At 69.9% G+C, this 20,394-nt stretch carries 14 protein-coding genes; 5 read left to right on the forward strand and 9 right to left on the reverse strand.

Annotated features, from left to right (window positions below):
• Positions 1 to 89: 89 nt before the first annotated feature.
• The 9 genes from ACTOWL_RS26280 to ACTOWL_RS26320 form a co-directional block, all read right to left on the reverse strand.
• A complete protein-coding gene (locus ACTOWL_RS26280) occupies positions 90 to 1,574 on the reverse strand; it encodes a sensor histidine kinase (RefSeq protein WP_441324248.1) in 1,485 nt (494 codons plus the stop codon).
• Entirely contained in the window at positions 1,571 to 2,290 is a 720-nt protein-coding gene (locus ACTOWL_RS26285; protein ID WP_441324249.1) for a response regulator, read from the reverse strand. Before ACTOWL_RS26285 ends, ACTOWL_RS26280 begins: the two co-directional genes overlap by 4 nt.
• 197 nt (positions 2,291 to 2,487) lie before the next feature.
• Positions 2,488 to 3,168, reverse strand: a complete 681-nt coding sequence (locus ACTOWL_RS26290; RefSeq protein ID WP_441324250.1) for an alpha/beta fold hydrolase — start codon at positions 3,166 to 3,168, stop codon at positions 2,488 to 2,490.
• A gap of 619 nt (positions 3,169 to 3,787) precedes the next feature.
• Positions 3,788 to 5,413: a dipeptide ABC transporter ATP-binding protein gene (locus ACTOWL_RS26295; protein ID WP_441324251.1), complete on the reverse strand. Its 1,626-nt coding sequence runs from the start codon at positions 5,411 to 5,413 to the stop codon at positions 3,788 to 3,790.
• Entirely contained in the window at positions 5,410 to 6,291 is an 882-nt protein-coding gene (locus ACTOWL_RS26300) for an ABC transporter permease (RefSeq protein WP_441324252.1), read from the reverse strand. The genes ACTOWL_RS26295 and ACTOWL_RS26300 overlap by 4 nt, the downstream gene beginning before the upstream one ends.
• Before the next feature lie 8 nt (positions 6,292 to 6,299).
• The gene (locus tag ACTOWL_RS26305) at positions 6,300 to 7,241 is read right to left on the reverse strand and encodes an ABC transporter permease (protein ID WP_441324253.1); all 942 of its coding nucleotides are present in this window, start codon (positions 7,239 to 7,241) and stop codon (positions 6,300 to 6,302) included.
• Positions 7,241 to 8,818 carry an ABC transporter substrate-binding protein gene (locus ACTOWL_RS26310; RefSeq protein ID WP_441324254.1) on the reverse strand — a complete coding sequence of 526 codons (1,578 nt, stop codon included), beginning with the start codon at positions 8,816 to 8,818 and terminating at the stop codon, positions 7,241 to 7,243. The genes ACTOWL_RS26305 and ACTOWL_RS26310 overlap by 1 nt, the downstream gene beginning before the upstream one ends.
• A gap of 53 nt (positions 8,819 to 8,871) precedes the next feature.
• Positions 8,872 to 10,566, reverse strand: a complete 1,695-nt coding sequence (gene ggt / locus ACTOWL_RS26315) for a gamma-glutamyltransferase (RefSeq protein WP_441324255.1) — start codon at positions 10,564 to 10,566, stop codon at positions 8,872 to 8,874.
• A 94-nt stretch (positions 10,567 to 10,660) separates the two neighbouring features.
• Positions 10,661 to 11,593, reverse strand: a complete 933-nt coding sequence (locus tag ACTOWL_RS26320) for a LysR substrate-binding domain-containing protein (RefSeq protein ID WP_441324256.1) — start codon at positions 11,591 to 11,593, stop codon at positions 10,661 to 10,663.
• A 138-nt stretch (positions 11,594 to 11,731) separates the two neighbouring features.
• Between ACTOWL_RS26320 and ACTOWL_RS26325 the strand changes: the two genes are divergently transcribed.
• The 5 genes from ACTOWL_RS26325 (at position 11,732) to fhuB (ending at position 20,386) form a co-directional block, all read left to right on the forward strand.
• On the forward strand, positions 11,732 to 14,020 hold the full coding sequence (locus ACTOWL_RS26325) for a molybdopterin guanine dinucleotide-containing S/N-oxide reductase (RefSeq protein ID WP_441324257.1): 2,289 nt from the start codon (positions 11,732 to 11,734) through the stop codon (positions 14,018 to 14,020).
• Positions 14,017 to 15,219 carry a CaiB/BaiF CoA transferase family protein gene (locus ACTOWL_RS26330; protein WP_441324258.1) on the forward strand — a complete coding sequence of 401 codons (1,203 nt, stop codon included), beginning with the start codon at positions 14,017 to 14,019 and terminating at the stop codon, positions 15,217 to 15,219. Before ACTOWL_RS26325 ends, ACTOWL_RS26330 begins: the two co-directional genes overlap by 4 nt.
• A 176-nt stretch (positions 15,220 to 15,395) precedes the next feature.
• Entirely contained in the window at positions 15,396 to 17,477 is a 2,082-nt protein-coding gene (locus ACTOWL_RS26335; RefSeq protein WP_441324259.1) for a TonB-dependent siderophore receptor, read from the forward strand.
• 27 nt (positions 17,478 to 17,504) lie between these two features.
• Positions 17,505 to 18,398 (forward strand): iron-siderophore ABC transporter substrate-binding protein, encoded by an 894-nt coding sequence (locus tag ACTOWL_RS26340; RefSeq protein ID WP_441324260.1) that lies wholly within the window; start codon positions 17,505 to 17,507, stop codon positions 18,396 to 18,398.
• Entirely contained in the window at positions 18,395 to 20,386 is a 1,992-nt protein-coding gene (fhuB, locus tag ACTOWL_RS26345; protein ID WP_441324261.1) for a Fe(3+)-hydroxamate ABC transporter permease FhuB, read from the forward strand. The genes ACTOWL_RS26340 and fhuB overlap by 4 nt, the downstream gene beginning before the upstream one ends.
• Positions 20,387 to 20,394 lie beyond the last annotated feature (8 nt).

Raw genomic sequence — 20,394 nt, forward strand, 5'->3', positions numbered from 1 at the left:
GCTGTTCCGAGTTTTATCAAAGTGTGCCGAACGGCGGTCCTGGCGAACACTATTGCAATCGGCGCCGACATCTTAAGGGGCCGGCCGGCTCACGCGGCGTCCGACGCTTCGGTCTTCGCGAATTCGCCGGGGATCGGCGGCAGGTGAATGACGGCGCGCAAGCCATGCGGCACGTTGCTCAGGATGACGTCGCCGCCATGGGCTCGGGCGACGGTCCGCGCGATGGAGAGCCCCAGGCCGATGCCGCCCGTGCGCACGTTGCGGGATGCCTCCAGGCGCACGAAGGGCAGGAACACGCGCTCGATCTCCTTGTCCGGAATGCCGGGACCGTTGTCTTCGATCGCGATGTCCACGCCGGCAGGCGAGCTGGTGACCGAGACTTGTGCCCGATCCCCGTAGCGGAGGGCATTCTCGATGAGATTGCGCGTTGCGCGGCGGAGGGCCTCCGGCCTGCAGCGATAGGGAATGACGCCGCTCTCGGCGAAATGCACGTCCCGGCCCAGATCGGCAAGATCCTCGCAAATGCTTTCGACCAGCGCGGCGACATCAACCGGCCGGGTCGGCTCGTCGACCGACTGCTCCTGCGTGAGCTCGAGAGTGGCATCGGTGATGGCCTGCATCTCGTTGACGGTATCGAGCAGGCGGGCCCTGACCTCGGTATCGGCGATGAACTCGGTTCGCAGGCGCATGGTCGTGATCGGGGTGCGCAGATCGTGCCCGATGGCCGCCAGCATGGTCGTCCGGTCTGCCAGAAACCGGGTCAGGCGCTCCCGCATCTGGTTGAAGGCGATGGCTGTGCGCCGGATATCGTCCGGCCCCTCCTCGGGGATCCGGCCATTCTGCTCGCCGCGACCGAGCGATTCCACCGCAGCGGTCAGGCGCCGTATGGGCCGGGCGATGCGTCGGGCCACCAGAACCGCGAGGGCCGACAGCATGATCGCCGTGATCGCGAGCGAAACGGTCGAGGGGGACGTCCAGATGAATTTCTTGGGCGGCTTGGCATACGCCGCGTTCAGCCACAGCCCGTCGGACAGCCTGGCCACCAGCCCTGCACCGTAGTTGTCGTCGAGATGCACGATCTGCGCCGGCGTCGGCCGGTCCAGCGAATCGAGCTCGATCGGCTGCCAGTCAGCGTCCTTGGTGCGGTTCGTCGACTCCAGCACCGGGCTTCCCGTCGTGCCCCATTCGTTGTCGCTGCCGTCGCCCGAGCCCCAGGGTCCGCTCGGGGCATCGGGGGTGGCGGACGTGCCTTGCCGAAGCGGCAGGTGCAGCCGATGCCAGGCGTCCCGGCTCCAGGCCTCCAGGTCCCCCGGGCCGTCGGGGCTGAGCCAGAACCGGGAGTAGTTGGTCGCCATCGCGTTCAGGAGGGTATCCTGGTAGGCGCTTGGCGTGGTGTCGACGAGCTGGGCGGCCGTTGCCGAGCGGACCACGAATTCATCGAGCGCGATTTCGCGCAGCTCCGCCGCCCGGTCGTCGGCCGTGACCAGGAAGCCGATGCTCTGCGCCAGAAGCAGGATGGGCAGCATGAACCAGATGATCTGCGCCGCGAGGCTCTTGGCCCAAAACCTGTTCATGCCGCCTCGACCTCCGCGGTGAAGCAGTAGCCGCCGCCCCAATGTGTCTTGATGAACTCTGGATTGCGGGGGTCGGCTTCGATCTTCTTGCGGAGACGGCTGACCTGGTTGTCGACGCTGCGGTCGAAGACGTCGGCGGCCCGACCGACGGTGAGATCAAGCAATTGATCCCTCGTCAGGACCATCTGGGGGTGATCGAGCAGCACCATCAGCAGCCGATACTCGGCGGTGCTCAAGGGTGTGGCCAGACCCGCTCGATTGAGAAGCTCCCGCTTGCTGACATCGAGGATCCAGGGTCCGAAGCGCAGCCGCTGGCTGGTCCGACGTTGCTGCTTCGGCGGCATGCTGTTGGCGCGCCGCAGGACGGCCCTGACCCGCGCCAGCAGTTCGCGGGCGTTGAATGGCTTGGTGACGTAGTCGTCAGCTCCCATCTCGAGACCGATGATCCGGTCGGTCTCGGCGGATACCGCCGTCAGCAGGATGATCGGGATGTTCGTGGTTTCCCGCAGGTATCGGCACAGTGACAGGCCGTCTTCACCCGGCATCATGATATCGAGGACAACTAAATCCGGGGCGCTCTTCTGCAATAAGTCGCGCAGCTCGCCCGCATCTTCGGCGGCGGTGACGCGATATCCGTTCTCACTCAGGTATCGGCTGAGCAAGTTCCGGATTTCTTTATGGTCATCGACGACCGCAATATGCAGATTGGTTGCCATCTTTCAGATCCCGTTGTGAACCGTAGCACCGGGATAGGGCGATGGCGTGCGGATTTTTGTATCAATGCTTGTCAACGGGCCGACGGCTGCATAGGTCCGGAAGACATAGGCTCGTCATGCCGATCGACCCTCTGGCACACTGGCCGAATGGCCGGGGCGCCGCATCGTCGATCGATGCAGCGCCCCGTGATCGGTGCTTACGCCGCGGCCTGGGCGATGACGGACGCCACGATGTCCGAATTGGAGACGTAGACGGCGTGGCTGCCCGGCGCCTCCGTCACCCGGGCCTCGATCCGGGATGCCATCATGCGCTGCGCGTCGGGCGGGATCATCCGGTCGTCGGTCGCGACCAGGTACCAGCTCGGCTTGCTGCGCCATGCCGGCTCGCTGACGGCACCGGTCAGGGCCTCGACGGCCCACGGCACCTGGGAATCGGCCATGAACGAGGCCAGGTCCGGGCGGACGTCGGTGGCGAAAGAGGCCGCGAACCGGGCCTTGTCGAGGAACAGATAGCCATCCTGGGGCGGCAGGATGGGCGGAACGGGCGCGCCGGCCGGCGGGTTGGCGATCAGCGACGACACCGATTCGCCCCGGTCCGGCGCGAACGCGGCGATGTAGACGAGGCTGGACACCTTCGGATCATTGCCGGCCTCGGTCACGACCACCCCGCCATAGGAATGGCCGACAAGGACGACATCACCGGCGGCCGCGGCAATGGCGCGCCGGGTGACGGCGACATCGTCGGCCAGCGAAAGGGTCGGGTTCTGAACGATCGAGACCTCGAAGCCATCCTTCTTGAGCAGGCGGTAGACGCCCTCCCATCCCGAACCGTCGACGAAGCCGCCATGCACGAGGACGATGGTTTTTGCGTTGGACATGATGTCTCCAGTGGCAGGTTTTACGGGAGTCGACGGTGCGGCATGCCGGTGCCGGGCGTGGATGAACGGTCCCGCAGTGCGGAATTCATACCGGATGGCCGACTCCGGCCGGTAGCGGGATTTCGCCAGAAACTATCCCCGGCCGGCCAAGCCCATCAGCGCCGGACGATGGGTCGATCACAGGCCCGCGACCGCATTCAGGCGGCACACATAGCTGGCGGCGTCGCTGATGCTCCCGGCGCCCCGGTACCGCGGCAGGGCGGGCCAGGCGCAGGCGGGGAGGGTGGCGACGACGGCGCATGGGCCCAGCCGGCGGCCAGCAGCAGCGTCAGGCAGAGCAGGGATATCCAAAGCTGGCGACAGCGGGGCAAGGCGCGCATCGGGCTCTCCTCCGTTGACATGGTGTGCGGCAAGGCTCGCGAGCTCCGATCGCCGGTCGCTCATGCGCCGGATCGGGGTCTCTGCGGAACGGCAACCGAAGTTCGGAGGCGACCCGCGGCCGCAGGGTCTCTCCACACGATTCCAACAAACCGGTGGCTGGATAATTAACCGATCGATCGGTTAATTCAAGAGGTATGATGTTTCCGCCGATGCCCGTTTCGCGGAATTGTCGGGATGCCTAGGCGACTGCGGCGACCTCGCGCGCGAAGCCGGGAACAGCCGCCAGCAGCTCGCGGGTATAGGGGTCCTCCGGGGCCTCGAAGACGCGCTGCGCCGGCCCGATCTCGACGATCCGCCCGCGCTGCATCACCGCGACCCGGTCGCAGATGTTCGAGGCCACGCGCAGGTCGTGGGTGACGAAGATCATGGCGAAGCCGATGCGGCGCTGCAGATCCTCCAGCAGCTGCAGCACCTGCGCCTGCACCGAGACGTCGAGCGCCGACACGGCTTCGTCCGCCACGATCACCGCGGGCTCCATCGCCAGCGCGCGGGCGATGCAGATGCGCTGGCGCTGGCCGCCCGAGAACTCGTGCGGGAAACGGTCGAGCGCATCACGCCGCAAGCCGACGAGATCCATCAGATCGGCGGCGCGCCGGGTGGCGTCGCCGCGGGACAGCCCGTGCTGGACTGGCCCCTCGACCAGCGACTGGCCGATCCGGCGGCGCGGGTTGAGCGATTTGTAGGGGTCCTGGAAGATCATCTGGATGTGGCGGCGCATCTCGCGCAGGGCGGCGCCGGCGAGCCGGGAGATGTCCTGTCCCTGGAACAGGATGCGGCCTGAGTCCGGCGTCTCAAAGCGCAGCAGCGTCTTGGCCAGGCTGGTCTTGCCGGAGCCGGACTCGCCGACGATGCCGAGCGTCTCGCCGGGCGCGAGGCTGAGCGAGACGGCGTCGAGCGCGCGCGTCTCGCGCCGGGCGCCGAGGAAGCCGGTGCTGCGATAGGTCAGCGACAGCGCCTCGACGGACAGGACGGCCTCTCGCGCTGGTTCCGGCTCCGGGCGATAGCGGAACCGGGGGACGGCGTCGATCAGCGCGCGGGTATAGGGGTGCTTCGGTGCGCGCAGCACCTCGCCCGGCGCGCCGCGTTCGACCACCTCGCCCTGCCGCATCACCACGACATGGTCGGCGACATCGGCGACGACGCCGAAATCATGGGTGATCATCAGCACGCCGCTGTCGTGCTTGGTCAGCAGCTCGCGGAACAGGCGCAGGATCTGGGCCTGGGTGGTGACGTCGAGCGCCGTCGTCGGCTCGTCGGCGACGATCAGCGCCGGCTCCAACGCCAGCGCCATCGCGATCATCACCCGCTGGCGCTGGCCGCCGGAAAGCTGGTGCGGATAGGCCTTCGCCAGCCGCCCGGGATCGGGCAGGTGGACATCGGTCATCAGCTCGACGACCCGGGCCTCGACCTGCGCGCGACCCGTCCCCGGCCGGTGGATCCGCAGCACCTCGGCGATCTGGTCGCCGACCCGCATCACCGGGTTCAGCGCGGTCAGCGGCTCCTGGAAGATCATCGCCATCCGGTTGCCGCGCAGCGCGCACAGGCGCGCCGGATCGGCGGCGGCGATGTCCTCGCCCTCCAGCCGGATCGTGCCCCCGGTGATGCGCAGCGTCTTCTCGGGCAGGAGGCGCATCACCGCCGCGGCCGTCACCGATTTGCCCGAGCCGGATTCGCCGACCAGGCAGACGATCTGCCGGCGATGGACCTCGATCGACACGTCATGCACCGCATGGGTGCGGTCGAGGCCGTCGGGCAGTGCGACACTCAGGGCCTCGATGCGCAGGATCGGCTCGGATGCGGTCATGACGACACCTTCGCGGCGCGGGACAGCCGGGGGTCGAGCCGGTCGCGCAGCCCGTCGCCGAGCAGGTTCACGGCCATCACGGCGGCGGCGAGGAACAGGCCCGGAGCGAGGATCGTCCAGGGCGCGAGCTGGAACACGGCCCGGCCGTCGGCCAGCACGTTGCCCCAGCTCGGGATGTCCGGCGGAAAGCCGACGCCGAGGAAGCCGAGCACGGCCTCGGACAGGATCGCGCCGGCGAACATGTGGGTGGTCTGGACGATCAGCGGCGCGACGCAGCTCGGCAGGATGTGGCGCAGCAGGACCAGGACAGGCGGGATGCCGAGCCCTTCGGCGGCGCGGACATAGGGTTCCTCGCGCACGCTGAGAACGACGCTGCGCACCAGCCGGGCCACGCGCGGGATCTCGGCGAAGGTGATCGCCGCGACGATGCTGACGATGCCGGGGCCGACCAGCGAGACCAGGGCCACGGCGAACAGGATGCCGGGGATCGCCATCATGCCGTCCATGACCCGCATCACCACTGGATCGAGCCAGCGCAGATAGCCGGTGAGCAGGCCGATCGCGGTGCCGATGACGGCGCCGGCCAGGGCGGTGAGCAGGCCGATCAGCAGCGAGACCCGGCCGCCATGCAGCACCAGCGCGAACACGTCCCGCCCCAGCGCATCGGTGCCGAACCAGGACTCGCCGCCCGGCGGGCGCAGCCGCAGCCGCGGATGGATCAGGAAGGGATCGCCGCCGGTGATCAGCCCGGCGCAGACCGCGGAGAGGATGATCGCCAGCAGCAGGATGCCGCTGAACAGGGCGACGCGGTTGCCGCGCAGCGCCCCGGCCAGGCTGCCGCGGCGTGTCAGGGAAGGGGCCTGTCCGGCTGCCGGCATGACGGCCCTCAATAGCGGATGCGCGGGTCGACGATCACATAGGCGATGTCGATCAGCAGGTTCACGCCGACATAGATCAGCGCGAAGAACAGGATCAGCCCCTGCACCACCGGATAGTCGCGGGCGAGGATGGCGTCGATGGTGAGCCGGCCGACGCCGGGGATGTTGAACACGCTCTCGGTCACCACCACGCCGCCGATCAGCAGCGCAATGCCGAGCCCGATCACGGTGATGATCGGCACCGCCGCGTTCGGCAGCGCATGGCGCCACAGCACGCGGCGCTCGACATTGCCCTTGGCGCGCGCGGTGCGGACGAAGTCCTCGCCCAGCACCTCGAGCAGGCTGGAGCGGGTGACGCGCGCGATCAGCGCCATGAACACCAGCGCCAGCGTCACTGACGGCAGGGCGAGATGGCGCAGCGCGTCCAGCGGATCCTCGAACGGGCTGACATAGCCCTGCACCGGGAACAGGTCGGCCTTCACCGAGAACAGCAGGATCAGGATGTAGCCGATGACGAAGCCCGGCACCGAGAAGCCGACGACCGACAGCATCATCACGGCCCGGTCGATCCAGCTGTTGTGCTTCCAGGCCGCGACGGCGCCGAGCGGCACCGCGACCAGGACGGTGATCACGATCGCGCTCAGCGCCAGCACCAGCGTCGGCTCCAGCCGGTCGAAGATCAGGCTGAGCACCGGGATCTTCGACAGGATCGAGATGCCGAGATGGCCGCGCGCGATCTCGCCGAGCCAGGCGAGATACTGCACGACCAGCGGCTGGTCGAGGCCCATCTCGGCCCGGATGCGGGCCAGCGCCTCCGGCCCGGCGGTCTCGCCGGCCAGGATCAGCGCCGGGTCGCCGGGGCTCAGGCGCAGCAGCAGGAAGACGATGGTGGCGACGACCAGCATCACCGGGATGGCCATCGCGATCCGGAGGGCGATCAGCCTGGGCATCAGGCCTTGTCCGCGCCCCAGGCCACCATGACCGGCGAGGGCACGTAGCCCGAGACGTCGGCGCGGAAGGCCTCGTAGTCGAAATAGGTGCCGAGCGGGATGTAGAAGACCAGGTCGTAGGCGCGCTGCTGCATCTGCTCGACGATCGCCTTCTGCTTCGCCGGGTCGGTCTCGCGCTGATAGCGGCCCTTCAGCGCCTCGGTCTCGGGATCGTCGACGAAGCCGGTATAGGCCTTCTTGCCGCGGGCGTCGAAATTGAGGTTGCCGAGCGGCGAGATCAGGTCGATCCGGTCGAACACCGCATGGGCCAGGTTCCAGCCGCCCTCGGCGACCGGATCGGGCTTGGCGCGCCGGGCCAGGAACCCGCTCCACTCCATGGTCTGGATCTCCGACGGGATGCCGATCTGGCGCAGGACCTGCTGGGTCAGCGGCGCCAGCGGCGCGAAGGAGGCGATGTCGCCGGGCGTGATGATGACGATCTTCTCGCCGTTGTAGCCGGCCTCCTGCAGCAGGGTCTTGGCCTTGGCGATGTCGGCCGTGCCGGTGTCGGGGAAGCCGACGGCCGTCTCCAGCGGCGTGCCGCAGCCGAACAGGGCCGGGCAGAGCTGGTAGGATCCGGGATCGCCGATCGCGGCGTCCATGTAGTCCTGCTGGGTCACCACCGCTTGCACCGCCTGCCGCATCTTGACGTTGTCGAAGGGCGGCTGCGCCCAGTTGAAGCGGACGGTCGAGGCGTTCAGCCCGACCCGGCGCCGGACGACGACATCGGTGTTGTCCTGCAGCAGCGCGCGCTGGTCGGCGCCGATGTTCTCGATCAGGTCGATCTCGCCCTTGGCCAGCGCGTTGATCGCGGTCTGCTTGCTCGGGAAGGAGATCACCTCGACCCGGTCGACCTTGACGGCCTTGCCGCCGGCGAGGGCGCTCGGGGGCTCGGCGCGCGGCACATAGTTGTCGTTGCGCTCATAGGCCCAGCTGACGCCGGGCCGGAATTCGGACGCGATGAAGCGGAAGGGGCCCGAGCCGACGACCTCTTCCAGCACCGTCTCCGGCGCCAGCGCGGCGATGCGCGCGGGCATGACGAAGAGCGGGATCGAGCTCGGCCGGGCGAGGGCTTGCAGCATCGGGCCGAACGGCTCCTTCAGGGAGATCCGGAAGGTCTTGCCGTCCACCGCCGCCATGGCGGCGGTCACGGCGGCGAGGCGCAGGCCGACCACGTCCTTCTTCGCCCAGCGCGCGATCGACGCGACGCAGTCGGCGGCGGTGACCGGCTGCCCGTCATGGAAGGCGAGGCCGTCGCGCAGGGTGAAGGTCCAGACCAGCTCGTCGGGGGTGACCGACCAGTCCTGCACCATCTGCGGCTGCGGCCGGTACTGCGCGTCGACCGAGAACAGCGTGTCGTAGACCATGTAGCCGTGGTTGCGGGTGATGTAGGCGTTGGTCACCACCGGGTCGAGCACGCGCAGCGCCGCGTGCGGGGCGATGCGCAGCGTCTTCCGGCCCTGCGCCCGGGCCGGGGCCATCGCGGCGAAGAACATGCCGGCGGAGAGGGTCAGCGCGGCCCGACGGTTGATCAGCATCTTCGGTTCTCCCTGTTCCCGGGCTCGGTGCCCGTTCGTTTGAATCGGCCTGGTCAGTAGCTGCGGCCGCGGCGCGGATCGGGCCAGAACGAGACGCCCTGCCGCGCGGCACCGCCGCCGACGCCCATCGGCACGCCGTCGGCCCGCCAGCAGGCCGCGCCGGTCATCAAGCCATCCGCGCCGAAGCCGATGATCCCCATGCCGCCGGCGACATGGGCGACGGCGGAAACGCGGTGGCCGAGCCCGGCGAGCGTCGCGCGCACGGCCTCGGGCACGCCGCGCTCGATCTCCGCCTCCTGCCCCCAGGTGAAGACGCGCGGCGCCTCGGCCGCCTCCTGCGGGCTCATGCCGTGATCGACGAGGTTGAGCACGGCCTGCATGGCGGAGGCCGGGATGCGGTGCGCGCCGGGCAGGCCCAGCGCGAAGACCGGGCGGCCGTCGCGCTTGCCGATCAGCGCCGTGATACCGCTGGTGATGCGCTTGCCCGGCTCGAGCGACAGCGCCTGCCCTGGATGCGGATCGAACAGATACATGTAGTTGTTCGGGATGATCCCGGTGCCGGGGATCATGATGCGGGCGCCGAACAGACTGTTGATGGTCTGGGTCGAGGTGACGATGTTGCCGTCGCCATCGGCGATGGTGACATGGGTGGTGTTGGCGGATTCGGTGGAGCGGATGCGGGCCTCGAAGCTGCCGGCGCGGCCGCGGTCGATCTCCGGCCGGCGCAGCGCCGCGTAGTCCTTGGAGATCAGCCGCGCCACCGGCACGTCGACGAAGTCCGGATCGGCGGTGACGGCGCGGCGGTCGGCGGCGGCGATCTTCAGCGCCTCCAGCACCAGATGCAGCGTCTCGGCCGTGCCGAAGCCGAGCTCGCCGATGTCCCAGGCTTCGAGCAGGTTCAGGATCTGCAGGGTCTGGACGCCGCCGGAACAGGGCGGCGGCGGCCCGACGATCTCGACCCCGCGATAGGTGCCGCGCATCGGCTCGCGCTCGATGGTCCGGTACGATTCCAGGTCGTCGAAGCGCAGGAAGGACCCGATGCCTTCCAGATGGCTGGCGATCCTGCGGCCGAGGTTGCCGCCATAGACGGCGTCCGGCCCCTCCCGGGCGATCAGGCGCAGGGTTTCGGCGTAGTCCGTCTGGACCAGCAGGTCGCCGGCGCCGAGCGGCCGCCCGCCGGGCAGGAACACCGCGGCGATGGCGGGGTCCAGCGCCAGGTCGGGCTCGATCTCGGCGATGCAGGTGGCGAGATAGGGCGACAGCAGGAAGCCGCGTTCGGCATGGCGGATCGCCGGCTCGATCAGGTCGCGCAGCGGCAGCCGGCCGAAGCGTTCGGCCGCCTCGCACCAGGCCTTCAGCGTGCCCGGCACGGCCACGGCCTTGGGCCCGACGCGGTTGGCGCGGCCCTGCGCCTCCATATAGTCCGGCCAGTCGTCGGCGACCGGGGTGAAGCTGTCGGACCGGGACGCGGCCGGCGCGGTCGACAGCCCGTCCAGCACGATCTCCCGGCCGTCCGCGAGCCGGATCAGGGCGACGCCGCCGCCGAGGATGCCGACCATCATCGGCTCGACCACGGTCAGCGTGAACAGGGCCGAGACCGCGGCGTCGATGGCGTTGCCGCCGGCCGCCAGCATCTCGACCGCCGCCGCCGAGGCGAGGGGGTGATTGGTTACCGCCATGCCGCGATGCGCAGCGACGGCGGTCTTCTCGCAGGTGAAGGGGCTTCCGGTCCGGTCGCGCCAATCCATCGTGCCAGTCCGATCTGGATGATCGCCGATTATCGGCGCGGATATTCAGATCAGTCCAATATGCAGTCTGTCAATTTTTGAGAACTGGAGATTATCAGACCGGGTTCGCCGCCGCGCTCCGCCGGGCATGGGCCGCGAAGGCCCGCGCCACCGGGGACGGCTCGTTGCGGCGGAAGGCGACGGCCAGCTCCGCCAGCACCGGCTCGCCGGCGATGGCGCGATAGCGCAGGCCGGGCACCTGGATGCTGCGCAGCGACTGCGGCACCAGCGCGACGCCGAGGCCGACGGCGACCATGCTGGCGATGGTGACGAAATCGCGCCCCTGCGGGCCGAGGCGTGGGAAGAACCCGGCCGCGCGGCAGGCCGCGGTGGTGTGCTCGTGGAAGCTGACGCCCGCCTGATGCCGCGGCGTGATGAAGATGTCGCCGTTGAGCGCCGAGAGCGGAACGCTGTCCCGCTTCGCCAGCGGATGGCTCTCCGGCAGGGCCAGGATGATCTCCTCGAACAGGATCGGCGTCGACACGATCCCCAGCGGCAGCGGCACCGGCGGCCGGATGAAGCCGATATCGAGCTTGCCCTGGTCGAGCTGGTCCAGCTGCTGCAGCATCTCCATCTCGAAGATGTCGAGCTCGACCTCCGGATAGGCGTGGCGGAACTCGCCGATCATCGTCGTCAGGGCCCCCGAATAGGCGGCCGAGCCGACATAGCCGATCGCGATCCGCCCGATCTCGCCACGCCCGGACCGGCGCGCCACCAGCAGCGCCGTCTCGGTCTGCTGCAGCGCCTTGCGCGCCTCCTCGGCGAACAGCTCGCCGGCCAGCGTCAGCTTCACCGAGCGGCGGGTCCGGTCGAACAGCGGGGTGCCGACGATCTCCTCCAGCTTCTTGATCTGCTGGCTCAGCCCCGGCTGGGCGATGCGCAGCTTCTCCGCCGCGCGGCCGTAGTTCAGCGCCTCGGCGGTGGCCAGGAAATAGCGCAGATGGCGCAGCTCGAGCGTCGCGCTGCTGGGGCGGCGGCCTGGCGACATGGCGCTCTCCTGAGAAGCCGGAGTTCTTGAAATCCACGACTGCGCATATTGGACTGATATGAGCGGTGCCAGCAATATCGGCCGGTATCCGTCGGCGGGCGTCTCCCGGGCGCCGCCGTCCTCCTCGGCGAGTTACGCATGGACGATCCGCGCGGCATTCCCCACGCCGCCCATTGGGGCAGCTTCTTCGCGCGCCGCGACGGCGACCGGCTGGTGGTGACGCCGCATCCGGACGATCCGGCGCCGTCGCCGATCCTCGGCAATTTCACCGATGTGCTGCGCCACAAGGCTCGGATCCGCCGGCCGATGGTCCGGCGCGGCTGGCTGGATGGCGGGCCGGGGCCGCGCGACCGCGATTTCCGCGACGATCTCGTCGCCATCGGCTGGGACGAGGTGCTGGACCGGCTGGCGGCCGAGATCGCCCGGGTCCAGCGGGACTTCGGGCCGCAGGCGATCTATGGCGGTTCCTATGGCTGGGCCAGCGCCGGGCGCTTCCACCATGCCCAGAGCCAGATCCACCGCTTCTTCAACCTCGCCTGCGGCGGCTATGTCCGCTCGATCAACAGCTACAGCGCCGGCGCCTCCTCGGTGATCCTGCCGCATGTGCTGGGGCCGTTCGAGACCCTGTCGCGGCGCAACGTCACCTGGGACCAGGTCGCCGAGCACACCGATTTCGTGCTCGCCTTCGGCGGCATGCCGCTGAAGAATTCGATGATCGCCAGCGGCGGCATCACCCGCCATGTCGAGCCCGACGCCATGGCGCGAGCCGCCGCCCGGGGCTGCGCCTTCTGGTCGGTCAGCCCCCTGCGCGACGACATGCCGGGGGAGGCGCGGCCGCGCTGGCTGCCGATCCGTCCGGGCACCGACGTCGCGCTGATGCTCGGCATCGCCCACACGCTCGTCGCCGAGGACCTGTACGACCGCGCCTTCCTCGACCGCTGCTGCGTCGGCTTCGACGAGTTTGCGGCGTATCTGGCGGGCAAGGATGCGGGCTGGGCCGAAGCCATCTGCGGCATCGATGCCGGCACGATCCGCGGCATCGCCCGCAGGCTCGTCGCCGGGCGCAGCCTGATCACCGTCGCCCATGCGCTGCAGCGGGCGCAATATGGCGAGCAGCCGGTCTGGATGGCGGCGGTGCTGGCGGCGATGGTCGGCCAGATCGGCCTGCCGGGCGGCGGCTACAACTACGCGCTCGGCGCCATGGGCCACACCGGCCGGCGGGTGAACGCGGTGCCGATCCCGACCATGCCGCAGGGCAGCAACGGGGTGAAAAGCTTCATCCCCGTCGCCCGCATCGCCGACATGCTGCTCGGGCCGGGAACGCCCTTCGCTTACAACGGCCAAGCGCTCGCCTATCCCGACATCCGGCTGGTCTACTGGGCCGGGGGCAACCCGTTCCACCATCACCAGGACCTGAACCGGCTGCGCCGGGCCTTCTCGCGGGTCGACACCATCATCTGCCACGAAAGCGCCTGGACGCCGATGGCGCGCTTCGCCGATATCGTGCTGCCGGCGACGATGTCGCTCGAACGCGACGACATCGGCGCGGCCGCGACCGATCCGCGCCTGATCGCGATGAAGCGTGTGGCGGATCCAGCGGGGGAGGCCCGCGACGATTTCGAGATCTTCCGGGGGCTGGCCCGGCGCATGGGCTGCGAGGCGGCGTTCACGGAAGGGCGCTCGGCGCGCGAATGGCTGGAGCATCTCTACGAGCCCACCCGCGCCGCGCTGGCCGGACAGGGTTGGCCGGCGCCGGGCTTCGCCGAATTCTGGGACCGCGGCGAGCTCGCGCTTCCGTCCGCGCCGGACGATGGCGGCCTGCTGCGCGCCTTCCGCGACGATCCCGAGGGCCATGCCCTGCCGACGCCGAGCGGGCGGATCGAGATCGTCTCCGGGACGATCGCCGGCTTCGGCTATGACGACTGCCCGGGACACCCGGCCTGGCTGCCCGCGACCGAACAGCCCGACGCGGCCGCTCCGCTCACGCTGATCGCCAACCAGCCGGCCACGCGGCTGCACAGCCAGCTCGATTTCGGCGCCTACAGCCAGTCGGCCAAGCATCGCGGCCGGGAGTTGGTGCGCCTCCATCCGCGGGACGCGGCCGTCCGCGGCATCGGCGAGGGCGATCTGGTCCGCCTGTTCAACGCGCGCGGCGCCTGCCTCGCGGCGGCCCGTCTCAGCGACGGTGTCATGCCGGGCGTGGTCAATCTCTCCACCGGTGCCTGGTACGACCCGGTCGAGGACGGCTCGGACCGTCCGCTGTGCGGCCATGGCAACCCCAACGTCCTGACTCGCGACATCGGCACCTCGCGGCTGGCGCAGGGATGCTGCGGCCAGGTCACGACGGTCCAGTGCGAGCGCTTTGACGGCGAAGCGCCGCCCGTGCGGGCCTATGATCCGCCGCAGGACGGGGGCGGTTCACGATGACGGGGCCGCTCGCCGGGATCCGGGTCCTGGACATGACCTCGGTGCTCATGGGTCCCTACGCCACCTCGATCATGGGCGACATGGGCGCCGACGTGATCAAGCTGGAATCGCCGGAGGGCGACCTCATCCGGCAGGTCGGCCCGAGCCGCAGCGGCGCGATGGGCGGCATGTTCATGCACGCCAACCGGTCCAAGCGCAGCATCGCCGTCGACCTCAAGCAGCCCGGCGGCCGCGACGTCGCGCTCAGGCTGGCCCGGACCGCCGACGTCCTCGTCTACAACCTGCGGCCGCAGGCGATGGAACGGCTCGGGCTCGGCTACGAGGATGTGGCGAAGGCGCGGGCCGACATCATCTATGTCGGCACCTTCGGCTTCGGCCAGGACGGCCCCTATGCGGCGAAGCCGGCCTATGACGATCTCGTCCAGGGCCTGTGTGCCGTGCCGGCGCTGTTCGCCGAGGCCGGCGACGGCACGCCGCGCTACGCGCCGATCAACATCGCCGATCGCGTGGTCGGGCTGCACGCCCTGGCCGCGATCCTCGCGGCGCTGCGCCATCGCGACCGGACCGGCCAGGGCCAGCGCATCGACGTGCCGATGTTCGAGACCATGGCGAGCTTCGTGCTGGGCGACCATCTCGGCGGGCTCAGCTACGAGCCGCCGCTGGACCAGGGCGGCTATCCGCGCCTGCTGGCCCCCGAGCGCCGGCCCTTCCGGACGGCGGACGGTTTCCTCTGCGCCGTCATCTACACCGACCGTCACTGGCAGCGCTTCATCGACATCGCGGGCCGCGAGGACTGGCGCGACGATCCGCGCTTCGCCAGCCATGCCAGCCGCACGCACCACATGGCCGGGATCATGGAGAGCGTGGCGGAGATCTTCGCCGGCAGAACGACGGCCGTGTGGGAGAGCGTCCTGGTCGCGGCGGACATCCCCCATGCCCGGATGCACACGCTGGAATCGCTGCTGCAGGACCCGCATCTGGCCGCAGCCGGGTTCTTCCCGGTGTCGGACCATCCGACGGAGGGGGCTGTCCGCACCATGCGGGTCCCGTCCCGCTGGAGCGCCAGCCAGCCGGAACCGACGCGGCCTGCACCGAGGCTGGGAGAGCACAGCCGCGAGCTGCTGCAGGAGCTCCGGCTGCCGGAAGCGGAGATCGGAAGGCTGCTGTCGACGCGGGCGGTGATCTGCCCTGACGACTGATCCGATGCGCCATGAGCTAGGCCCCCGCGGCTCGACATTCGTCCGGCTTGACCGCGGCGCATGGCTTGCAGCATAGAGAGAATGAGAATGATTTGCGTTCGCGTAAGGGTGAATGGGCGATGCCTGGGCATGTGAGATCGAGATCCTGGTTCTGGTCGGGAGGAGCGGGGTGCGCCGTGTTCCTGGCGATCCCGGCGCTTCAGGCCCAGGATCAGGCCCAGGATGTCCCGCAGCTCGAGCCGATCGTGGTCCAGGGCGCGGGCCGGGAGGATCCGAAGGCGCCGGTGATCGGCTATGTCGCCACCACCAGCTCGACCGCGTCGAAGACCGGGACGCCGTTGCTGGAGACGCCGCAGTCGATCTCGGTGATCACCGCCGACCAGTTGAAGGCGCAGGGCGCCCAGACCCTGGGGCAGGCGCTGAACTACACCCCCGGCGTCGTCGGCGAGCCCTTCGGTGCCGATCCGCGCTTCGATTCGCCGATCATCCGCGGCTTCGACGGCCGCCAGAGCCAGTTCCTGAACGGGCTGAAGCTGATGCGCACGGCCGGCGCGCCGGCGATCGAGCTCTACGGCCTCGAACGTGTCGAGGTGCTGCGCGGCCCGGCCTCGGTGCTGTACGGCCAGGGCAATCCCGGCGGCCTGATCAACATGGTCAGCAAGCGCCCGGTCTTCGAGCCGTTCGGCGAGGTCGGCGCCCAGTTCGGCAGCTTCGACACCTATGAGGGGACCTTCGATCTCGGCGGCCCGATCGGCCAGGACGAGACGCTGGCCTATCGCGTGACGGGGCTTGTCCGCAACGCGGGCGAGCAGACCGATCATCTCGACAACGACCGGTATTTCCTGGCCCCGGCCCTGACCTGGAAGCCGGATTCGGACACGATGCTGACCTTCCTGACCAGCGTCCAGCACGACAATCCCAGCTCGCCGTCCGGCCTGCCGGCGGCGCTGACCCTGAACGCCGACGGCCACAAGCTGCCGCGGGACTTCTTTGTCGGCGACAAGGATTTCGACGAGTCCAGCCGGACGCTGGTCAACCTCGGCTACGAGTTCGAGCACCGCTTCGCCGACAATCTGAGCTTCCGGCAGAATTTCCGCTATTCGAACTTCGACTGGAACTACCAGGACCTGTATTTCAGCAGCCTGGGCGCCGATGGCCACACCCTGAACCGCGGCGCCATCTACCAGAGGGAGAGCCTGAACACCGTCAATGTCGACAACCAGGTCCAGGCGTCGGTCTCGACCGGTCCCGTCGACCACACCCTTCTGGTCGGTCTGGACGTCCGGTACTTCGACAACCGCACCCGGACCGAATTCGGGCTGGCCCCCACCCTCGACAGCGACGATCCGGACTACAGCATGTCGGTGCCCAAGAGCGTCTGGTACAAGGCCGATGTCCGGTCGAATCTGTGGCAGGTCGGCCTCTATGCCCAGGATGAGATCGCCCTCGACCGCTGGCGCTTGACGCTGGGTCTGCGGCAGGACTGGGCCAGCTCCAGCAGCACGACCGACTATCTCACCCGCACCTCGAAGGTGGATCAGGACGACAGCGCGCTGACCGGCCGGGCCGGCCTCAGCTATGTCTTCGACAACGGCATCGCGCCGTATATCAGCTACGCCACGTCCTTCGAGCCCGTCGTCAGCCAGGACGCCAGCGGAAATGCGCTGGAGCCGACCACGGGCGAGCAGGTGGAAGCCGGCATCAAGTACCAGCCCACCGGCTGGAACGGCTTCTTCACCGCCGCGGTCTACGACCTGCGCCAGAAGAACGTGCTGACCACGGTCGTCACCGATGGCGTGACCACCAGCGAGCAGATCGGCGAGGTGCATGTCCAGGGCCTGGAGCTGGAAGGCGTCGCCAGCCTCGCGGAGGGCCTGGATCTCAGGGCGGCCTACACCTACACGAAGGCGAGGGTGATCGGCGGCGAGGATGACGGCAACCGCCCCCAGAACGTGCCGGAGCATTCCGCCAGCCTGTGGCTCGACTACACCATCCGCGACAGCTCCGCCTGGGACGGCTTCGGCATCGGCGGCGGCGTGCGCTATATCGGGCAGCGCTTCGGCGACGCCGACAACACCTACGATCTCGAGGGCGTCACCCTGTTCGACGCGACGATCCACTACCAGTGGGACCGGTATCGGGCCTCGCTCAACATCCAGAACATCGCCGACCGGGACTATGTCGCGAATTGCGGCAGCTTCGGCTGCTACTACGGCGACGGCCGGACGATCATGGGCAAGCTGTCCTACGCCTGGTAACGCGTGCGCTCGTCGGTGTTCCCCCGGATGGACGAGACCGCGCGGCTCCTGCGGCGGCGCCGCGTGCTGGCGATGCTGGCCGGGTTGGCGCTGCCGTCCGGCGCCCGCGCCGAAGCCGTGCCGCGACGCATCGCGGCGATCGACTGGGCCATGCTCGAGACGCTGGTGGCCCTGGGCGTCGAGCCGGTGGCCGCGGCGGAGCTCCAGCTGTTCCGTGTGGATGCGGTCGAGCCGGCCCTGTCGCCGACGGTGGTGGATCTCGGCCTGCGCGGGTCCCCGAACTTCGAGCTCCTCACGCTGCTGCGCCCCGACCTGATCCTGATCTCGCCCTATTACACCCGTCACCAGGCGATCCTCGAGACCATCGCTCCGACGCTGTCGCTGACCTTCTACCTGCGCGGCGAGCCGCCCTTCGCCAAGGCGCAGGCGGCGGTCACGGAGCTCGGCCGGCGGCTTGACCTGGCGCCGCGGGCCGCGGCCGTCCTCGCCGCGGCGGACCAGGCGCTGGCGCGGGGGCGCGACCGGCTGTCGGCCTTCGCCGGCCGGCCGACCTACATCATCAACATCGGCGACGCCCGCCATTTCCGCGCCTTCGGCCGCGACAGCATGTTCGGCGACGTGCTGGAGCGGCTGGGGCTGCCGAACGCCTGGACCAGGCCGACCCGATTCAGCTTCGCCGCGCCGGTGCCGATCGAGGCGCTGGCGGAGACCCCCGAGGCCCGCATCGTCATCGTCTCCGACATTCCGGTCGAGGCGCGGACCTCGCTGGCCGGCAGCGTGCTGTGGAACGCCCTGCCGGCGGTCCGGCAGAACCGCGTGCTGCGGATCGGCAACATCAACCCCTTTGGCGGCGTCACCGCCGGGCTGCGCTTTGCCAAGCTCCTCGCCGACGGGCTGACCGAGCAGGGGGGCCTGACGTGACCGGCGCGGTCGTGCTCAGGTCCGGGCTGCCGCTGTGGGGCGCGGCGGCGCTGGCGGCGCTGTGGCTCTCCGCCTCCGCCGCGCTGGCGCATCTGGCGGCCGGGCCGTGGCCGTCCTTCCCGTTCGACCCGGCGATGATGACGACCGACCAGATCATCACGGTCTACGGGCTGCTGCCGCGGGCCGTCATCGCCATCCTCGCCGGGGCGGCGCTCGGCCTGTCCGGCGCGCTGATGCAGGCCCTGCTGCGCAATCCGATCTCCGACCCGTCCACCCTCGGCGTCTCCGCCGGGGCGCAGCTGGCCATCGTCGCCGCGACGATCTTCTTCCCCGCGACCCTGGATGGCGGCCGCGGCCTGGTGGCCTTCGCCGGCGCCGCCGTGGCGGCGGGCATCGTCTTCCTGCTCGGCTGGCGGCGGTCGTTCGAGCCGATCACCATGGTGATCGGAGGGCTGGTGGTCGGCATTCTCGCCGGCTCCCTGTCCGCCGCCTTCACCCTGTCCCAGGGCGAGTACCTGATGTCGCTGGTCGCCTGGAACGGCGGCTCGCTCAGCCAGCAGGACTGGTCCGCGACCCGAGACCTCGCGGTGCAGCTCGGCCTCGGCGCGGTTCTCGCGGCGCTGCTGATCCGGCCCCTGACCATTCTCGGGCTGGACGACGCCAATGCCCGTTCGCTGGGCGTCCGGCTGGCGCTGATACGGTTCGCCGTGGCCGTGCTCGCGGTCTGGCTCGCCGCCGCGGTGGCCGCCGCCGTCGGCCTCGTCAGCTTCATCGGCCTGGCCGCGCCCGCGCTGGTCCGCCTGTCCGGAGTCCGCCGGACCGGGGCGCTCCTGCTGTATTCGCCGCTGGCGGGCGGCCTGCTGCTCTGGCTCACCGACGGGATGGTGCAGTGGGTCGCGGGATCGGTCGGCGAGATGTTCCCGACCGGGTCCGTCACGGCCCTGGTCGGCGGGCCGCTGCTGCTCTGGCTGCTGCCGCGGCTCCCCCTGTCCCGGCCGGCACCGCCGGCCGCGGCCGCCGCCGCGGTGCCGATCGGGCGCCCCCGGCTCGCGCTGCTGCTGATCGGCGCAGGCCTGCCGCTGCTGGCGGCGGCGTTCCTGGTCGTCGCCCGGATGCCGGACGGATGGCTGGTGCTCGGCGGCCCGGAGCTGCAGGCCCTGCTGCCGCTGCGCTGGCCCCGCCTGCTGGCCGCCGCCGCCGCGGGCGGGCTGCTGGCGCTGGCCGGGACGATCCTGCAGCGGCTGACGGCGAATCCGCTGGCCAGCCCGGAGGTCATGGGCATCAGCGGCGGGGCAGGGGTCGGCCTGGCCGCCACCCTGACCCTGCTGCCGGCGGCCGGGCCGCTCGAGCTTCTCGGCGGCGCCGGCGCCTGCGCCGCGCTGGTGCTGATCGTGATCGCGGGTTTCGCCGCCCGTCGCGATCTGCCGCCGGACCGGCTGCTGCTGGCCGGGATCGCGATCAGCTCGCTCAGTTCGGCCCTGCTGAATGCCCTCCTCGCGGTCGGCGACCAGCGGTCCTGGCAGATCCTGTCCTGGCTCAGCGGCTCGGCCGTCGCCGTCGGGCCGCTGTCCGCCGTCGTCCTGGCGGGCCTTGCGGTGGCCGCTCTCCTGATCGGCCTCCTCTGCACGCGCTGGCTGGCGATCCTGCCGCTCGGCCAGGGCGTCTCACAGTCGCTGGGATTGCCGCTGCGCGGCAGCCGGCTGGTGCTGATCGTCCTGGCCGCGGTCGCCACCGCGGCGGCGTCGCTGCTGGTCGGGCCGTTGAGCTTCATCGGGCTGATGGCGCCGCACATGGCGCGCGAGGCGGGCTTCGTCCGCGCCGGCCATCACCTCGCGGCCTCGTTCCTGATCGGCATGATCCTGATCCTGATCGGCGATTTCGGCGCGCATACCGCGACCTTCCCCTACGAACTGCCGCTCGGCCTCTTCGCCTCGATGATCGGAGCGCCGTATCTGATCTGGCTGATCGGCACGAGACGGAGCGCCTGAAAAAGGTG

Source organism: Inquilinus sp. CA228 (assembly GCF_052078665.1).
GTDB lineage: Bacteria > Pseudomonadota > Alphaproteobacteria > DSM-16000 > Inquilinaceae > Inquilinus.